General features: G+C 31.1%; 17 protein-coding genes. 3 read left to right on the top strand and 14 right to left on the bottom strand.

Annotated features, from left to right (window positions below; genetic code table 11):
- Position 1: 1 nt before the first annotated feature.
- The 5 genes from XO11_RS09205 to XO11_RS09185 are packed head-to-tail and all read right to left on the bottom strand — an operon-like array spanning position 2 to position 4,278.
- Entirely contained in the window at positions 2-871 is an 870-nt protein-coding gene (locus XO11_RS09205; RefSeq protein WP_148265170.1) for a polyprenyl synthetase family protein, read from the bottom strand.
- A complete protein-coding gene (locus XO11_RS09200; protein ID WP_014297323.1) occupies positions 843-1,391 on the bottom strand; it encodes a bifunctional nuclease family protein in 549 nt (182 codons plus the stop codon). Before XO11_RS09200 ends, XO11_RS09205 begins: the two co-directional genes overlap by 29 nt.
- Positions 1,391-2,164 carry a 1-acyl-sn-glycerol-3-phosphate acyltransferase gene (locus tag XO11_RS09195; protein ID WP_014297322.1) on the bottom strand — a complete coding sequence of 258 codons (774 nt, stop codon included), beginning with the start codon at positions 2,162-2,164 and terminating at the stop codon, positions 1,391-1,393. The genes XO11_RS09200 and XO11_RS09195 overlap by 1 nt, the downstream gene beginning before the upstream one ends.
- Complete coding sequence (gene thiI, locus XO11_RS09190) at positions 2,161-3,384, bottom strand: tRNA uracil 4-sulfurtransferase ThiI (protein ID WP_014297321.1); 1,224 nt, start codon at positions 3,382-3,384, stop codon at positions 2,161-2,163. The genes XO11_RS09195 and thiI overlap by 4 nt, the downstream gene beginning before the upstream one ends.
- A 45-nt stretch (positions 3,385-3,429) precedes the next feature.
- Positions 3,430-4,278: a YitT family protein gene (locus XO11_RS09185; protein ID WP_014297320.1), complete on the bottom strand. Its 849-nt coding sequence runs from the start codon at positions 4,276-4,278 to the stop codon at positions 3,430-3,432.
- Positions 4,279-4,427: 149 nt separating this feature from the next.
- Between XO11_RS09185 and XO11_RS09180 the strand changes: the two genes are divergently transcribed.
- Genes XO11_RS09180 through ileS form a run of 3 tightly spaced genes read left to right on the top strand, consistent with a single transcriptional unit; the run spans position 4,428 to position 10,322 of the window.
- Positions 4,428-7,181 (top strand): ATP-binding protein, encoded by a 2,754-nt coding sequence (locus XO11_RS09180; RefSeq protein WP_014297319.1) that lies wholly within the window; start codon positions 4,428-4,430, stop codon positions 7,179-7,181.
- 15 nt (positions 7,182-7,196) lie between these two features.
- Entirely contained in the window at positions 7,197-7,553 is a 357-nt protein-coding gene (locus XO11_RS09175) for a response regulator (RefSeq protein ID WP_014297318.1), read from the top strand.
- A 15-nt stretch (positions 7,554-7,568) separates the two neighbouring features.
- Positions 7,569-10,322 carry an isoleucine--tRNA ligase gene (ileS, locus tag XO11_RS09170; protein WP_014297317.1) on the top strand — a complete coding sequence of 918 codons (2,754 nt, stop codon included), beginning with the start codon at positions 7,569-7,571 and terminating at the stop codon, positions 10,320-10,322.
- A gap of 40 nt (positions 10,323-10,362) precedes the next feature.
- Here the strand turns inward: ileS and XO11_RS09165 are convergent, their stop codons facing one another.
- The 9 genes from XO11_RS09165 to XO11_RS09125 form a co-directional block, all read right to left on the bottom strand.
- Positions 10,363-11,094: an SDR family oxidoreductase gene (locus XO11_RS09165; protein WP_175418524.1), complete on the bottom strand. Its 732-nt coding sequence runs from the start codon at positions 11,092-11,094 to the stop codon at positions 10,363-10,365.
- A gap of 36 nt (positions 11,095-11,130) precedes the next feature.
- Entirely contained in the window at positions 11,131-11,463 is a 333-nt protein-coding gene (locus XO11_RS09160) for a hypothetical protein (RefSeq protein ID WP_014297315.1), read from the bottom strand.
- 75 nt (positions 11,464-11,538) lie between these two features.
- Positions 11,539-11,955, bottom strand: coding sequence for a biotin/lipoyl-containing protein (locus tag XO11_RS09155; protein ID WP_014297314.1), 417 nt, complete (start codon positions 11,953-11,955; stop codon positions 11,539-11,541).
- A gap of 7 nt (positions 11,956-11,962) precedes the next feature.
- Positions 11,963-12,337 carry an OadG family transporter subunit gene (locus tag XO11_RS09150; protein ID WP_050899166.1) on the bottom strand — a complete coding sequence of 125 codons (375 nt, stop codon included), beginning with the start codon at positions 12,335-12,337 and terminating at the stop codon, positions 11,963-11,965.
- 12 nt (positions 12,338-12,349) lie between these two features.
- On the bottom strand, positions 12,350-13,900 hold the full coding sequence (locus XO11_RS09145; protein WP_014297312.1) for an acyl-CoA carboxylase subunit beta: 1,551 nt from the start codon (positions 13,898-13,900) through the stop codon (positions 12,350-12,352).
- A 24-nt stretch (positions 13,901-13,924) separates the two neighbouring features.
- A complete protein-coding gene (gene mce / locus XO11_RS09140; RefSeq protein ID WP_175418523.1) occupies positions 13,925-14,329 on the bottom strand; it encodes a methylmalonyl-CoA epimerase in 405 nt (134 codons plus the stop codon).
- Entirely contained in the window at positions 14,310-15,242 is a 933-nt protein-coding gene (gene meaB / locus XO11_RS09135) for a methylmalonyl Co-A mutase-associated GTPase MeaB (RefSeq protein WP_014297310.1), read from the bottom strand. Before meaB ends, mce begins: the two co-directional genes overlap by 20 nt.
- Entirely contained in the window at positions 15,220-15,618 is a 399-nt protein-coding gene (locus XO11_RS09130) for a cobalamin B12-binding domain-containing protein (protein WP_014297309.1), read from the bottom strand. Before XO11_RS09130 ends, meaB begins: the two co-directional genes overlap by 23 nt.
- A 31-nt stretch (positions 15,619-15,649) precedes the next feature.
- The gene (locus XO11_RS09125) at positions 15,650-17,332 is read right to left on the bottom strand and encodes a methylmalonyl-CoA mutase (protein ID WP_014297308.1); all 1,683 of its coding nucleotides are present in this window, start codon (positions 17,330-17,332) and stop codon (positions 15,650-15,652) included.
- Between the last annotated feature and the right edge of the window lie 43 nt (positions 17,333-17,375).

The following is a 17,375-nucleotide window of genomic DNA, read 5'->3' as shown; positions in this document are numbered from 1 at the left end:
TTTACTTCCTTTCAATTAGCTGTTTTATTTTTAATATCTCATTTGAAAAATCTTTAAGACCTAATTTCAATAATATATCATTTGCCTCTTTGAAAAGAAATTCAGCATAATTTTTAGCTTTTTCGTCTGAATATAGTGCTATTAAAGTAATTTTGTTTTCGTCATTATTTAAATCTTTTCCAACCTCTTCGAATTTGCCATATTTATCTTTTAAATCATCATATATTTGAAATGCAAGTCCAAAGTTTTTACCTGCTTTTTTCATTAATTGATATTCCTCTTTAAGATCCTTTAAATAAGGAATTACACCAAACGAAAATTCAAATAACGCCGATGTTTTTTTTCTATACATTTCTTCAACAGATTTTTGCGATGGTAATATCATGCCTCTTTCAAATGCTACATCAAGAGCTTCTCCTTGTATAAGATCTAACATAATTTCACTGAAAAATCCTGTTAATTTATATGATTCATCTATAGAAAAATTATTGGAAAACACCTTAAATGGAATAACAAATCCTGCATCCCCTGTAAGTATGGCCTGCCATTCTGAAAATTGCTTGTGATTGGTTAATTTTCCACGCCTATAATTACTATTATCTATTGCCGGTAAATCATCATGAATTAACGATGCAGTATGTAATATTTCTACAGCAAAACCTATTCTAAGCAATTTTTCCTCTTCTATATTATAATATCGTCCAATATTATATATTATCCATGGCCTTAATCTTTTTCCTCCAGCAAAAAAAGAATATTTAAAAGGTTTTTCTATTTCTTCAAGCAAATTTAGTTCAGAAAAAATCTCTTCTGCCTTTTTTTCAAAAATCTCTTTAAACTCTTTAATCTCCATCTTCTTTCTTCCCTTCATCAAAGAAATGTTTTTTTATCATATCAATATCAAAATTCTCTATAAATTCTTTAAATTCCTTTCTTTTTTCTCTCTCTTCATCTGTTTCTTCATCATCACGTTCACCAATTGGAATAAAGGATATATCTATGCCATTTTCTATGATTATAGAATCTTTAATATATATTGGAACTCTCGTTTTTACAGCCATTATTATTGCATCTGAAGGTCTTGAATCATATATTAATTCATCACCATCTTTTTCAAAAACTATATTGGCATAATATATGTCTTTCTCCATATTTATTATTTCTACTCTTTCAACTGTATATCCCTCATTCTCTAAAAATTTTAAAAATAAATCATGTGTAAGCGGTCTTGGCGTTTTTTGCTCGTTTATAGATAATGCAAGATAAGTTGCTTCACAGGCTCCTATCCATATTGGAATTCCTATATTTGTATTTTCTATTCTTAAAAAGATTACCGGAGAGTTGGATACTTTATCTAACCCCATTGTAATTACATCTACCTTTTTAAACATTAAACCACTTCCTCAAATTCTTCCTTTTTATTCACTTTTGAGGCAATTAATTTATATATATAATCCCTTAATTCAGCTTCGCTACCAAATTCTTCAGGATTTACAGGCTTAAATATAGTGATGTTTATTGGGTGTGGTGTAATATATAAACGTCCCTTTTTAGCAATTTCATAGGCTCCATCAATTGCAACAGGTAATATTTTTACCTTATATCTGTATGGAATCATCAATGAGCCACGTTTAAATGGCTTAACTTCACCATCTAAGGTTCTTGTCCCTTCTGGAAATAAAACAAGTTTCTGGCCATCTATTAATTTTTTTCGCAGTTCTCTTAATGCTTTTGCACTTTGAGTTGCATTCCCTCTTTCAATAAATACAGATCCCAATGCCTTAATAAAAAATGAAACAATAGGAACTTTAGAAAGCTCTTTCTTTGCTATAAACGCTGTTGGGAATACATATCCTATTATAAGAGGAATATCAAGTAAACTTTGATGATTTGCCACTATCATATACGCTTCATCGCCCATTTGAGACAGATCAAATTCACTTTCTACATATACCTTAACTCCCATTAACTTAAATGCATTTTTCCCAAATTTTTTTAAAACATTTATAATATATTCTTCTGCCTTTTCTTTTCCTTTTGTTTTTTCTATGATTTTAGATCTGATTATAACCCAGGTACCATAAATTCCAACATACCATATTAATCCCAGATAAAACCATATTGTTAATAAAATCCTTTTAAAAAACAGCCCTATTTTATTCACTTATCCACCACCTCTCTCTCATGAAAGATGTATTTTTCCTCTACTTCCCCGTTTTTAATAACATATACAATGCTATTTTTTATTGCTTCTTCTTCTAAAATTTCAAGATTTTCTATTCTTTCTTCGTATTTTTTCATTTTGTCCGGAAATGATTTTGTAGCTGGTTTTTTAGGTAAAAATGCCACACAGCTATCATTATATGGCCATATAGAAATGTCATAAGTTCCAATTTCCTTTGATTTATTAACAATATCAAGCTTCTCAAAAGCCAATAATGGCCTTAAAATCAACATATCAGTTGCGTCTGAAATGGATATCATATTTTCCAGTGTTTGTGAAGCCACCTGACCTATATTTTCACCTGTAATTAATGCCTGAGAACCACTTTTTTTAGCAATAATTGTTGCAATTCTCATCATTGATCTTCTCTGCAAAATCAACGAATATGATTCAACGTTAATATTCTTTATAGCCTTTTGAACTTCAGTGAAAGGAATTATATAATGATAGAATTTAAATGGATAATACGTACTTAAAACTTTACTCAACTCCACTAATTTCATAACAGTTTTTTCACTATTATTAGGCGGACTATAGAAAGAAATAGCATTCATTTTCATTCCACGTTTCATCATCATCCATGCAGCCACAGGACTATCAATACCACCAGATAATAAAATACTTGCTTTTCCTCCTGCACCTACAGGATATCCAGCATGACATTCAAGATTTTCAAAATACACAAATGCCATTTCATGTCTTATTTCAATTCTTATTAAATAATCAGGATTATGAACATCAACCTTCATCCCAGGAAATTTTTCAAGTATTTCTGCACCAATATCTTTATTTAAATCAAAGCTTCTAATAGGAAACATTTTATCAACACGTCTCGTATCAACCTTAAATGTACCTGATTCTATATTTTTTTCTTTTAATAAACTTATTATTTTATTTTTTATATCTTCATAATCCTTTTCAACCTTTACAGCTGGAGATATTGACTTTATACCAAAAACCTTTTTTATTCTATTTAACATTTCATCATTTATTTTTTTATTATCCTTTGGAATAATTATGATTCTACCATAAATCTTCTTTGCATTTACTTCATGATTCAATTGAAGTACTATATTATTCATTAATTTATTCTCAAACACATTTCTATTTTTCCCTTTCGTTCCTATTTCACTATATTTTATAACAACAAAATCGTACATTAAAATATTCCTCCTTAATTTTATTTCATATTAATTATATCATATTTAAACTCTCAATTTTTCAAATCCAAAACCATAAACACCTGTTGCAGAAGTCATGGAAACAAATGCATTTTTATCGTTATTTTTTATTATTTTTAATACAGTTGGCAATTCGCGTCTTCTTACTATTGTAAGAATAACATTTTTATTTTCTTTTGTATACCAACCCATGCCAGGTAAGATTGTTACCCCTCTTCCAAGAGTTGATGTAATTTCATCTGCTATAGCTTTATAATTATTGCTGAATATGAAGAGCTGAACAGAAGATTTTTCACCTTCAAGCACAAGATCTGTTGCATACCCAGCAATAGCCATCGTCACATAACCATATATAATTTTTTCAAATGAACCAAATACAAAAAATGAACTACCTATAATCAATACATCAAATAAAAATAGTGTTCGTCCTGGACTGAGATTTTTATATTTATTTATAATCATAATAATAATTTCTGTTCCACCAGTGGTTCCTCCTGCAAGAAAAACTATACCTACACCACTTCCAAGTAGTATTCCGCCAATAACCACTGATAAAAATTGATCATTTATAATAGGAGAATGAAAATAGTTCTGCAGCAAGGTAATGAAAAATGAAGAAGCAGCAATTCCATATATAGTTTTAAAACCAAAGGATTTGCCTATAATTCTCATTGCAATGAAAATAAGAATTACGTTCATGGCGAGATAACTTAAACCAACTGGAATACCGGTAATGTAATAAATCATTGTACCAACACCATTTAATCCCCCACCAACTATTTTCCAGGGAATTAGAAACAATGTCCAACCAAGAGCATTTATAAATGTACCTATTGTTATTAACAATACCTCTTTTAAAACTTCTTTTTTCACTAAAATCACCTCCAATAAAAAATACAATTAATTATATCAAAATAATTTTAATTTATGATTTTTATTGTTAAAAAATTGCTTTTTTTATAGTATAATAAAGACAGAGAGTTTAATTTGTCCCTTAATTTATAAAATCCGGGAGTGATTATATGCTTAATAACTTACTCAGAAGTTTTTCAAATGAACCTCCTACTAAACTTTTAAAAACCATATTGAATAATACTGCAAAAAGTCTGGCTGAAAAGTTCAATACAGATATTTTTATATTTATCCATGAACCGCCAAGAAATCTAATAAAGCTTCTTGGTGCATCAAATGATTGTCAGGCAATTGAAAAATTTAAAATTTATTTTTCTGATAATAAGGGATTATATGAGTCTCTTTTAAAAAATCAGATTTTTAAAATAACTGTAGGTGATTTTGAAGAATTGCATTGTTTAAAATATAATGAAATTTTTTTAATTCCTATTAATATAAATGATTCTTTAATAGGTGCTTTCGGTGTCCCAAAGCACTTTTCAGAAAAAGAATTGGAAAAATTTCACGAAGAAACTATAAGCTATAGCGTTATTCTGAAAATGACCATGGAGTTTCTTGTACTTGAAGAAACAAGAAACAGACTTGATTACGTGGAAAAAATAACTGATTTATTTGAAAATATCCTTGATGAAAAAAAATTAATGAAAGAAATATTAAAAACAATTCAAGATATGCTTCATGCTGAAGGGGTTATTTTCTGGAAATATGAGGGAAATAAACTTATATTAAAAGAATATACTGGATTTAAAGAAGAAGTTATTTCAGATATGATGCTTGATACCGAATCTTCTCTTGAAGGAATGGCAATAAAAAATAAAAAACCTTTTCTTGTTGTTGGAAGAAAAAGATTTAAAGAGTTTAAAATTCCTATAGCTAAAGAGTTACTTTCAGCATTATACGCTCCTATATTAATTGATAACATTGAATATGGAGTGATAAGTGTATATAATCGTGAGGAAGGATACGGATTCAGACCTTATAAACATTTTGATGAATTTGATTTATCTTCATTAAGAAATATCACAAGACGTCTTGGTCTGGCTTTAAGCAGGATATATTTATATGATAAATTAAAAGACGAAATAGAAAAACTTATTACATTAAAACAAAATCATGAAAATCTTATAAAAGTGCAACGAGACCATCTTGATAAACTTAATTCACTTCATAAAATCAGTCAGGCTGTTAGAACAACTTTCGATAAGACTAATGCTATAAAAATTATGCTTATGGGGTTAACAAGCGTTAGAGGTTTAAAATTTAATAGGGCTTTATATTTAGAAAGAGATAGAGTTCGAGGAATTTTAATACCTAAAATATGGATTGGTCCCGCAGATGATGACGATGTTGAAGCAATATGGAAAAACGCCAATAAAAGAGCTTTAAAATATGGTGATATTGTTCAATATTTAAGAGAAGAGGCAATACAATTACCGACTAATAATAAATTAACCGAAAGTGTTAAAAACAAGGTTATTGTTTATAAGGGACAGACAATTTTAGAAAGAGCCGTAACCAAAAAACATATTATTCATGTTGTTCCGCAAATGCTAAAATTTAAAAAAGATGAATTGCAATACTTATATGATATTATTCAGTATGATGAATTTGTTATTATTCCAATTACAGGAAAATGGGAAACAAAAGGTATTGTTATTGCAGATAATAAATTCACAGGACAGGAAATTTCTGCTACGGATATTGAAATTTTAAGATTATTCCAGGATAGTATAGGGTTATCTATAGAAACCATTGAAAATTACGAAGAATTAAAGGAAAAAACAAAGTCACTTGAAGAACAAAAAAATCTTATAGATTTTTATAGACGTTTTAATGAAAATATACTCCAAAATCTCGCCATGGCTGTTATTGTTATTGACAGAAAAGGTAAAATATTAGAATGGAATAAAAAGGCAGAAGTTTTTTTTGATAAGCCTCGCGAGCATGTAATAGGAGAGACAACTGATATTTTATATGAAAAACTTGGAGCAGATGTTGTTAATTCAATTGAAAGCATTTTTTTCACCCGTGAAGAAATGAAAATGCCAAAATATATAATCTCCACAGGCGATGAAGAAAAAGTTTTCGATATTCAACTTTCACCTTTATGGAACAGAGATTTAGATGTAATCGAAGGAGTTATTGTTACTTTTGATGATGTTACTGAAAATTATAAAATGGAAAAGGAAATTGCAAGAAGAGAAAAATTAGCGGCAATTGGTGAAATGACAGCAAGAGTGGCTCATGAAATAAAAAATCCTTTGACTATTATAGGCGGTTTTGTAAATAGGATGATGAAAAAACTGGATAACCCTGAAAAAATAAAACAGTATTCAAATATTATAAAAGATGAGTTAGAGCGTCTTGAAAGCATTGTTTCTGAAATTTTAGAATTTAGTAGAGGTAGTAGAATACCGACATTTGAAATTGTTGATATGAATGAAATGATAGATGAAATAATAATAATGTACCATGATTTTTTAAGTCAAAAAAATTTAGATTTGAAATTTGAGAAAATGTTTGATAAAATAGAGGTAAAATGTGATAGAAGCAGAGTAAAACAGGTACTTATTAATTTAATAAAAAATGCCATAGAGGCCACTAATGATGGTGATTATATTAAAATAAAAACAGGATATGAAAACAATTACGCATTTTTTGAAATTGAAAATAATGGTGATCCAATACCAGAAGATGTACAACAAAAGATATTCTCTCCGTTTTTTACCACAAAAGTTCAGGGAACAGGTTTAGGATTGCCTATATGTAAAAAGATAATAGAAGAAGAACATAAAGGTAAACTTTATTTAGTAAAATCAGATGAACAATCTACTGTATTTAGATTTGAAATTCCTTTAAATTAAAAGGGAGGGGTTAAAATGGCAAGAATTTTAATCGTTGACGACGAAGATAATATAAGATTATTATTAAAGGAAGAATTGGAAGATTCCGGTTTTGAAGTTGTAGAGGCAAATGGCGCAAAAAAAGCTCTTGAAATTCTTTCAAATGATCAGAATTTCGATGTTATATCTCTTGATATTGAAATGCCAGAAATGAATGGCCTTGAACTTGCAAGCGAAATTAGAAAAAAATACCCGGATAAAAAGATCGTTTTAATGACAGCTTATAGTCATTACAAAAGCGATATGGCTTCATGGGCTGCAGATGCATATGTTGTAAAATCACTTGATCTTACTGAATTTAAAGAAACAATAAATAGACTTTTAAATATGTGATGGAGGTGTGTTAAATTGGATTATAAGGATACTTTGAACTTACCAAAAACGCCTTTTAGTATGAAGGCAAACTTAAAAAAGAAAGAACCAGAAACATTAAAAAAATGGGAAGAAATGGATCTCGAACATTATGTAAGAAAAGAAAGAGAAAAGGCTCCTGTGTATATTTTGCACGATGGACCTCCATATGCAAATGGTCATATTCATATTGGACACGTATTAAATAAGATTTTAAAGGATATAATTATTAAATATAAAACTATGCAGGGGTTTAAAGCTCCTTATGTCCCTGGTTGGGATACTCATGGATTACCAATAGAACATAAAGTTACAACAGAACTTGGCGACAAAGCAAAACAAATGTCAAAATTAGAAATAAGAAAATTATGTGAAAAATACGCTCTTGATTTCGTAAAAATTCAAAAAGAAGAATTTAAAAGATTGGGAGTTAGAGGAGATTGGGAACACCCTTATGTAACTCTTGAACCTGCTTATGAAGCAAAAGTACTTGGAATAGTAAAAAAACTTACTGAAGACGGAAATATTTTTAGAAGCAAAAAACCTATATATTGGTGTCCAAGTTGTGAAACAGCATTAGCCGAAGCAGAAATAGAATATCATGACCATACATCCCCATCAATATATGTAAAGTTTGAAATGGAAGATGAACCAGGTACATATATTGTAATCTGGACAACAACACCATGGACATTACCTGCTAATGTTGCAATTGCCCTTCACCCTGAATATGATTATGTAAAAATCTCTGTTGGTGAAGAAAAATGGATTCTTGCAGAAGCATTAGTGGAAAATTTAATGAAGGTTGCAGGTATTGAAAAATATGAAGTACTTGAAAAATTCAAGGGAAAAGATCTCGAATACAAAAAGGCTAAACATCCATTTATGGATAGAGAATCATTAATTGTATTGGCTGATTATGTAACTCTTGAAGATGGTACAGGGTGTGTTCATACAGCTCCTGGACATGGTGCTGATGACTATCAAACTGGTTTAAGATACAAACTTCCTGTATTGTCTCCAGTAAACCATGAAGGCGTATTTACAAATGAAGCTGGCAAATATGCTGGCTTACATATATGGAAAGCAAATAAGATTATTATTGAAGATTTAAAAGAATCTGGTCATTTAATTGCAAGAGCAGATATTACTCACTCTTATCCACATTGTTGGAGATGTAAAAACCCTGTTATCTTCAGAGCTACAGAACAATGGTTCATCTCTGTAGACTCTAATAATCTCAGACAAAAAGCTCTCGATGAAATTAAAAATGTAGAATGGATTCCAGAATGGGGAGAAAATAGAATCACCGCCATGGTTCAGGACAGACCTGATTGGTGTATTTCAAGACAGAGAGCATGGGGTATTCCAATACCTGCATTATACTGTGAAGATTGTGGTGAAACATTCCTCGATCCAGAAGTATTGGATAAAGTAATAGAAATAGTTGAAAAAGAAGGTACAAATGCATGGTATGAAAGACCTGTAGAGGATTTCTTACCAGAAGGCTATAAATGTCCAAAATGCGGAGGAACACATTTCAAAAAAGAAGAAGATATTCTTGATGTATGGATCGACTCAGGTTCATCATGGGATGCTGTAGTAAATGTAAGGGAAGACCTTGGTAAATATCCTGTTGATCTTTATCTTGAAGGTACAGACCAGCATAGAGGTTGGTTCCAGAGTTCATTATTCCTTTCAGTTGCAAAAAATGGCAAAGCACCATTTAAAGCTGTATTAACTCATGGTTTTATAAAGGATAAAGATGGAAGAAAGATGTCAAAATCCCTCGGTAATGTTATAAGCCCATTTGATGTTATAGATAAATATGGTGCAGACATTTTAAGACTCTGGGTTGCTTCAAGTGACTATAGAGGTGATATAAAGGTTTCATTTGAAATTTTAAAACAACAAACAGAAGTATATAGAAAATATAGAAATACAATAAGATTCTTATTGGGTAATACCTCTGACTTTGATCCCGAAGTAGATGCTGTTCCATACGAAGAAATGGAAGAATTGGATAAATGGGCAATGATGAAGATTCATCAGTTAATTAAAAAGGTAACCGAAGCCTATGAAAATTATGAATTCTTCAGGGTTCATCATTTAATCAATAATTTTTGTACAGTAGAAATGAGTTCTATGTACCTTGATATAATTAAAGACAGAATTTATACAGAATTACCAAAATCAAGATTAAGAAGATCTGCACAAACTGTAATGTATGAAGCTCTTGTAGCTTTAACAAAATTAATGGTTCCATTACTTGCATTTACAACAGAAGAAATATATTCTTATTTACCAACTAAAAAATATGAAACAGTTCAACTTGAAGAATGGCCAGAAGTAAATGAAAAATACTTTGATAAAGAACTTGAAGAAAAATGGAATAAAATATTCCAGTTGAGAGAAGACGTAACAAAAGCACTTGAAGAAAAGAGAAGAGAAAAATTCATTGGACATCCACTTGATGCCAAAATCATTGTTGAACCAAAATCAGAAGAATTAAAAGAAATTTTGGCTTCTTACGATCCATACTTCGTTGCTGATTTATTTATTACTTCACAATTTGAATTGGGAAGTGTTGATGAAGGTTATGAAGGTGAATTTGCAAAAGTTAAAGTTGTAAAAGCAGAAGGAAAGAAATGTGAAAGATGTTGGAAAATACATCCAGAAGTTGGAAATAACGAAAAGTACCCTGACGCTTGTCCAAGATGTATTGCTGTTTTAGAAGAATTAAATAAATAATAAAATAAAAAATGCTGGTCTTTTGACCAGCATTTTTATTTTATAATGGAAACTTTGCCAATCCACCATCAACTAATAATGTTTGACCATTTATATAAGATGCTTTTTCTGAGGAAAGGAAGATTACTGCATTTGCAATTTCTTCAGGTTCTGCCATTCTTTTTAAAGGTATGTTATTTGCTATTTGAATTTCCTTTTCCTTGTTTACCAATTCCTTTACCCTTTCTGTTTTTGTCCAACCTGGTGCAACAGCATTAAAGGTTATATTATACTTTCCGTATTCTAATGATAATGTCTTCATTAAACCTGTTATTCCCAATCTAATACTATTTGAAACATACAGATTTTCTATAGGTGTTTTTACAGATAACGAAGTTAAAAAAACAACTCTTCCCCAATTTTTTTCTTTCATTTTAGGCAAAAAATAATTCAATATTCTCACAGTACTCATAAAATTTTGTTCAAATGCATAATACCATTCCTTTTCTGAAGTTTCCTCAAAATATCCGGATTTTGGACCTCCGGCATTTAAAAATATTACATCAGGAACACCATATTTTTCTTCAAATTCCTTCATCATAAAATCTATTTCTTCTTTTTTGGATAAATCACATTTTATATAAGGTAATCCTGTATTTTTTAATTTTTCTTCATTTCTTGATACTACAACCGGTTTAGCCTTTTCCAATTCAAATCCTTTTGCTACTGCTTTTCCTATGCCAGAACTCCCTGCTGTAACCAACACTATTTTATCTTTTAATCCTAAATCCATATTGTTCCCCCCTTATTTTGATAAAAAAGAGCGAGATTATAAAAGTTCTCGCTCTTTTTTTAATAATTCATCTGTATTTACTCTTGTCCCAAATTTTATAATTCTCGTATTGTTATTACATTTTGGACATGGAATAGAACTGCTTATATCTATCTTTTCTAAATATTCACCACTTTCACACTTTGGACATACAGGATTATACTTTTCCACAGAACCTGTCCAATAACTTGACTTTACCTTAAAAGAAAATATTTCTCTACATCTTTTGCATTTATAATGCGAAAACTCTTCCTCTGCATGTTGCTCTTCCTGTTCCAGTGTAAATTCATATCCACAAAGATCGCATTTATATGTAAAGAAGACGCTCACTTATTTACATCCCCCTTTCTTTTTGCGAAAACTACTTTAATTGTAATAGAAAGGGGTTAACAAAAGTTTAAAATCTTATGAAATAATTATTAAATCCTGATCTCCTTCTATGCTATCTCCTTTTTTAACAAGTATGCTTTCAACAACTCCATCATAATCACTTAATATTTCGTTTTCCATTTTCATTGCTTCAATAACCAATAACTTTTGCCCTTTTGTAACCCTTGCACCTTCTGCAACATTTATATCAACAACAACTCCTGGTAATGGAGCTTTAACTACATTTTTACCAGCTGGTGCTGTTGAAGCAGGTTTTGATGGTGCTGGCTGTGGAGCTGGTTGTGGTTTAGGTGCTGGAGCAGGTGCTGTTGCTGGTTTTGGTGCTGGAGCTACTGGTTGTGAAACTGTCTGTGATGAGCTTTCTACTCCTAATTCTTCAACTTCAACCTCGTATGATTTTCCATTTACCTTTACATTGAATTTTCTAATCATCTCTATTCTACCTCCCGATCTTTTTTACTCGCCAAACTGTAGCGGCTGGTAATTTTCCCCACATGCTTACGGTTCTTGATTTTAAATTATTTTTATTTACTTTAATATTATTTATTTTAAATCTATTATGCCCTAACATGGCTGTAATAGCTCCCATAATAGCTGCAACTACTTCTTCATCTTCATCAAATTCTTCAGACTTTATTGCTGCTGGAGCTGTTACAGGTTTTGGATTTGTATGTGGTATATTAATTTCACGTTTTACTTCTCTATTGTTCCCTTTAGAAAAATATTTAAATAGAATAAAGAAACCACTCAGGATTGCAAGAACTAAAAATACTATAATAATGCCCACTATTGTTATTCCCAATACATCACTCATAATATCACCAACTTATAATGGAATATTTCCATGTTTTTTATTCGGTCTTGCTTCTGCCTTGGTTTCTGCAACAAACAATGATTGAATTAATATTTTTCTTGTATCTTTTGGATCTATTACATCTTCAATATAACCTCTTGATGCTGCTACATATGGATTTGCAAATTCTTTTTTATATTCTTCAATCTTTTCTTTTCTTACCTGTTCAGGATTTTCTGCATTCTGTATATCTTTCCTGAAGATAATATTTGCAGCACCTTCAGATCCCATAACGGCTATTTCTGCTGTTGGCCATGCATAGACAAAGTCTGAACCTATATGCTGTGAAGCCATTGCAATATATGCTCCACCATATGCTTTTCTTAAGATAACTGTTAATTTTGGCACTGTTGCTTCACTATATGCATATAATAATTTAGCTCCATGTCTGATTATTCCACCGTGTTCCTGACTTACCCCTGGCAAGAATCCCGGAGTATCAACAAATGTTACAATTGGAATATTAAATGCGTCACAGAATCTAATAAATCTTGCAGCTTTATCTGATGAGTTTATATCCAATGAACCTGCAAGAACCTTAGGCTGATTTGCTATAATTCCTACACTTTTTCCACCTAATCTTGCAAACCCAACTACAATATTCGGTGCAAAGTATTTGTGTACTTCAAAAAATGTTCCTTCATCCATTACTAAATTTATTATATCCCTTACATCATATCCTTTTTTAGGATTAGGAGAAACAATATCATATATTTTTTCAGGTAGTTCCACGCTGTCAAAATCTGTTTCCTCTGGTGTTTCAAGATTATTTGAAGGTATATATGATAGTAGTTTTTTTATTATTTCTGTTGCTTCCTGATCTGAAGAAGCTACAAAGTGTGCTACACCACTTTTTGCATTGTGAGTCATAGCCCCACCCAATGCTTCTTTATCAACACTTTCTCCTGTTACCGCTTTTATTACCTGAGGACCTGTAATAAACATCTGCGATGTGTTTTCAACCATAATTATGAAATCTGTTATTGCTGGTGAATATACTGCACCACCTGCACATGGACCGGCAATAACAGTAATCTGTGGTATTACACCAGATGCAAGTGTATTTCTATAAAATATTCCACCATAACCATATAAAGAATCTACACCTTCCTGAATTCTTGCTCCTCCGGAATCATTAATACCTATTATAGGCATTCCATATTTCATTGCCATATCCTGGAGTTTCATTATTTTCTTGGCATGCATTTCACCAAGAGAACCACCCTGAACTGTAAAATCCTGTGAATAAATAGCAACTTTTTTACCATTTATTGTTCCAATTCCTGTTACAACACCATCATATGGAAATGACTTTTTATCCAATCCAAAATTTGTACTTCTATGTTTTACAAATAAATCTGTTTCTACAAATGAACCTTCATCTACTAATAACTCGATTCTCTCTCTGGCGGTTAATTTACCCAATTTATGTTGTTTCTCGATTCTTTCTTTTCCGCCACCTTCGTAGAGCTTTTCTCTTCTTTTCAGGAATTCTTCGTAAATTTCCTGGAATTTTTCGTCCATCAAACAACACTCCTTTCGAGGTAATTATCTATGTTCAACTAATTCTGTAAGCACTCCATTGGTTGTTTTTGGATGTAAAAATGCAACCTTTGTATTGTGTGCTCCATCTTTTGGCTCATCGCTAAGCGGTTTTATTCCCAACTCTTTTGATTTATTTATCATTTCCTGAACATTTTCAACTTCATAAGCTATATGATGAATACCTTCTCCTCTCTTTGCGAGAAATCCGGAAATTTCAGAGTTTTCATTTAATGGTTCTAATAATTCAATCCTCGTTTCACCAACCTGAACAAAAACAACCCTAAGGCCTCTATCTTCCAAAACTTCTTCACCTGTAACTTCTAATCCAAGAAGATTTTTATAAAGGTTTAATGCATTATCAATTGATTTTACAGCTATACCAATATGATCAATCTTTTTCATTTTCATCCACCTCACAGATAGATTTTAGTATTTCTTTTTTTAATTCTACCATATTTTCAAAATTAAAACTATAGTTTTCTATCATATTGTCAATATTTCTTATTATTGAACTCCTTACTCTTCTTTTCATTCTTCTTTTTTTTCTATATTCGTATTCTCCAGAGAGTTTTAACTCTTCAAAGTGTTTATTTATCCAGCTAATGCTCTCCTTTATTCCTTCATTTCTGATAGAACTTACAGGAAGTATTGTTCTTGATTTCGACTCATTTTCAAGAGCAAGTGTATTTTTTAATTGTATCATAAATTTATTTGATTCTGGCAAATCCATTTTATTTATTACATATGCATCTGCTATTTCCATTATTCCTGCTTTAAACATCTGTATTTCATCGCCAGTATTTGGAGATAATACCAGCATTATGGTATCTGCAACGAATATTATCTCTATTTCTGACTGCCCTGCACCAACTGTTTCTATGATTATTTTGTCAAAACCAAATGATTTCATTACATCAACTATATCATAAACTGAATCACAAAGTCCTCCAACACTGCCTCTTGAAGCAACACTTCGAATATAAACATTTTCCTTGCTTGAAATATTTCTCATTCTTATTCTGTCGCCAAGAAAGGCTCCACCTGTAAAAGGACTCGAAGGATCTATTGCCAGAACTCCTACCTTTAATCCTTCTTTTGCCCATTCATTAACAAGTTTGGAAACATATGTGCTTTTTCCTGCACCTGGACTTCCTGTTATTCCAATAATTTGAGTATCCTTTGAAGGTTCTGGTAATTGTTCTATTATTTCCCACGCGTAATTTATATTATTTTCAACAAGTGAAATTATCTTTGCAAGCGCATATTTCTCACCATTTTTAAAGTTTTCAATCAGGTTTTCAAGCTTTTTTTGAATTTGCAATTTCCCTCACCTTGCTAATAATTACTTCTAATGATGTACCTGGACCAAACACTTCTTTTATTCCCATTTCTTTTAATGCCGGTATATCGTCTTCAGGAATAATTCCTCCAAGAAATACCGGTATATCTGCATTTTTTTCTTTTAATAAGTTTAAGACCTTTTCACATAATTTCATGTGCGCTCCAGATAAAATAGAAAGACCTATAATATCAACATCTTCTTCCATTGCTGTATTTACTATATCTTCAGGTGTTTGTCTTATACCTGTATATATTACTTCCATACCTGCATCTCTTAAAGCTCTTGCAACTACTTTTGCACCTCTATCATGACCATCTAATCCTGGTTTTCCTACCAAAACCCTGATTTTTTCCATTTTTATGTCCTCCTCTTATTATTTATATAAATTATAATATTACAGCTTCATGATATTCGCCATATACTTCTCTTAAAACATCTGTAATTTCCCCAAGTGTAGCATATGATTTTACTGCTTCTAAAATATATGGCATAACATTTTCTTTGCTTTCTGCTGCATTTCTGAGCTTTTCAAGATTCTTTTTAACTGCTTCATTATCTCTTTCTTTTCTTAATTTCTTTAATTTTTCTTTTTGTCTTTCTTCAACTTCTGGATCAACTTTTAATATTGCTTCGTTTTTACCTGTTTCTTCAACAGTAAATTTATTTACACCAACTATTACCTGATCACCATTTTCTACAGCTAATTGTGATTCATATGCTGAATTTAATATTTCTTTCTGTATATATCCTTCTTCTACTGCTCTTACCATACCGCCCATTTTTTCAATTCTATCTATATATTCCATTGCTCTCTTTTCTATATCGCTTGTAAGAGCTTCTATCACATAAGAACCTGCAAACGGATCTATTGTTTCTGTAACTCCAGATTCATACGCAATAATCTGTTGAGTTCTTAATGCAATTGTTGCTGATAATTCTGTAGGTAATCCCAACGCTTCATCATATGAATTTGTATGTAATGACTGAGTACCGCCAAGCACAGCTGATAGCGCCTGTAATGTAACCCTAATTATGTTGTTTAATGGTTGCTGTGCTGTTAATGTTGAACCAGCAGTTTGAGTGTGGAATTTAAGCCTTAATGCTGCAGGGTTGGTTACTCCAAATTTATTTTTCATCAATTTTGCCCATAATCTTCTTGCTGCTCTAAACTTAGCAATTTCTTCTATGAAATTATTGTGAGCATTGAAGAAGAATGAGAGGTTTTTACCAAATACATTTGGATCAAGCCCTGCTTTTATAGCCGCTTCAACATATGCAAGACCATCTGCAAGTGTAAATGCAACTTCCTGCACAGCATTTGCACCTGCTTCTCTTATATGATAACCACTTATACTGATTAAATTAAACTTTGGAAGATTTTTTGAACCGTATTCAAATATATCTACAATAATCTTCATTGAAGGTTCTGGTGGAAATACATATGTTCCCCTTGCAATATATTCTTTTAAAATATCGTTTTGAATTGTACCTCTGAGTTTTTCTTGAGGAACACCCTGTTTTTCTGCAACAGCTATTAACATTGATAATAATATTGAAGCTGTTGAATTAATTGTCATTGAAACACTAACTTTATCAAGCGGAATTCCATCAAAGAGAATTTCCATATCTTTTAATGAATCTATTGCAACACCAACTTTACCAACTTCTCCTTCTGACATAGAATGATCAGAATCATATCCTATTTGTGTTGGCAAATCAAAAGCTACTGATAATCCTGTCTGTCCCTGTTCCAATAAATATTTATATCTCTTATTTGATTCTTCAGCAGTAGCAAATCCTGCATACTGTCTCATTGTCCAGAATCTTCCTCTGTACATTGTTGGTTGAACACCACGTGTAAAAGGATATTCTCCTGGAAATCCTATATCTTCAAGGTAATCTATATCCTTAATGTCTTCAGGAGTATAAAGGCGTTTTAATTCTTCACCATAAGTTGTTTTAAATTGTTCCTTCCTTTCTGGAAATTTTTCAAGCGTCTTTTTTAACGTTGTTTCTTCCCAGTCTGTTTTTTTCTCGTTAATTTTCTTCAAATATTCCTCTGAGTACATAATGCACCTCCAATGGATTAATGAATTTATTTTTCAGAAACCA

It is taken from the genome of Marinitoga sp. 1138 (assembly GCF_013363265.1).
Taxonomy (GTDB): Bacteria; Thermotogota; Thermotogae; order Petrotogales; family Petrotogaceae; genus Marinitoga; species Marinitoga piezophila.
The sequence above is the reverse complement of the archived record's forward strand: the minus strand, read 5'-3'. Positions and strand labels throughout refer to the sequence as shown.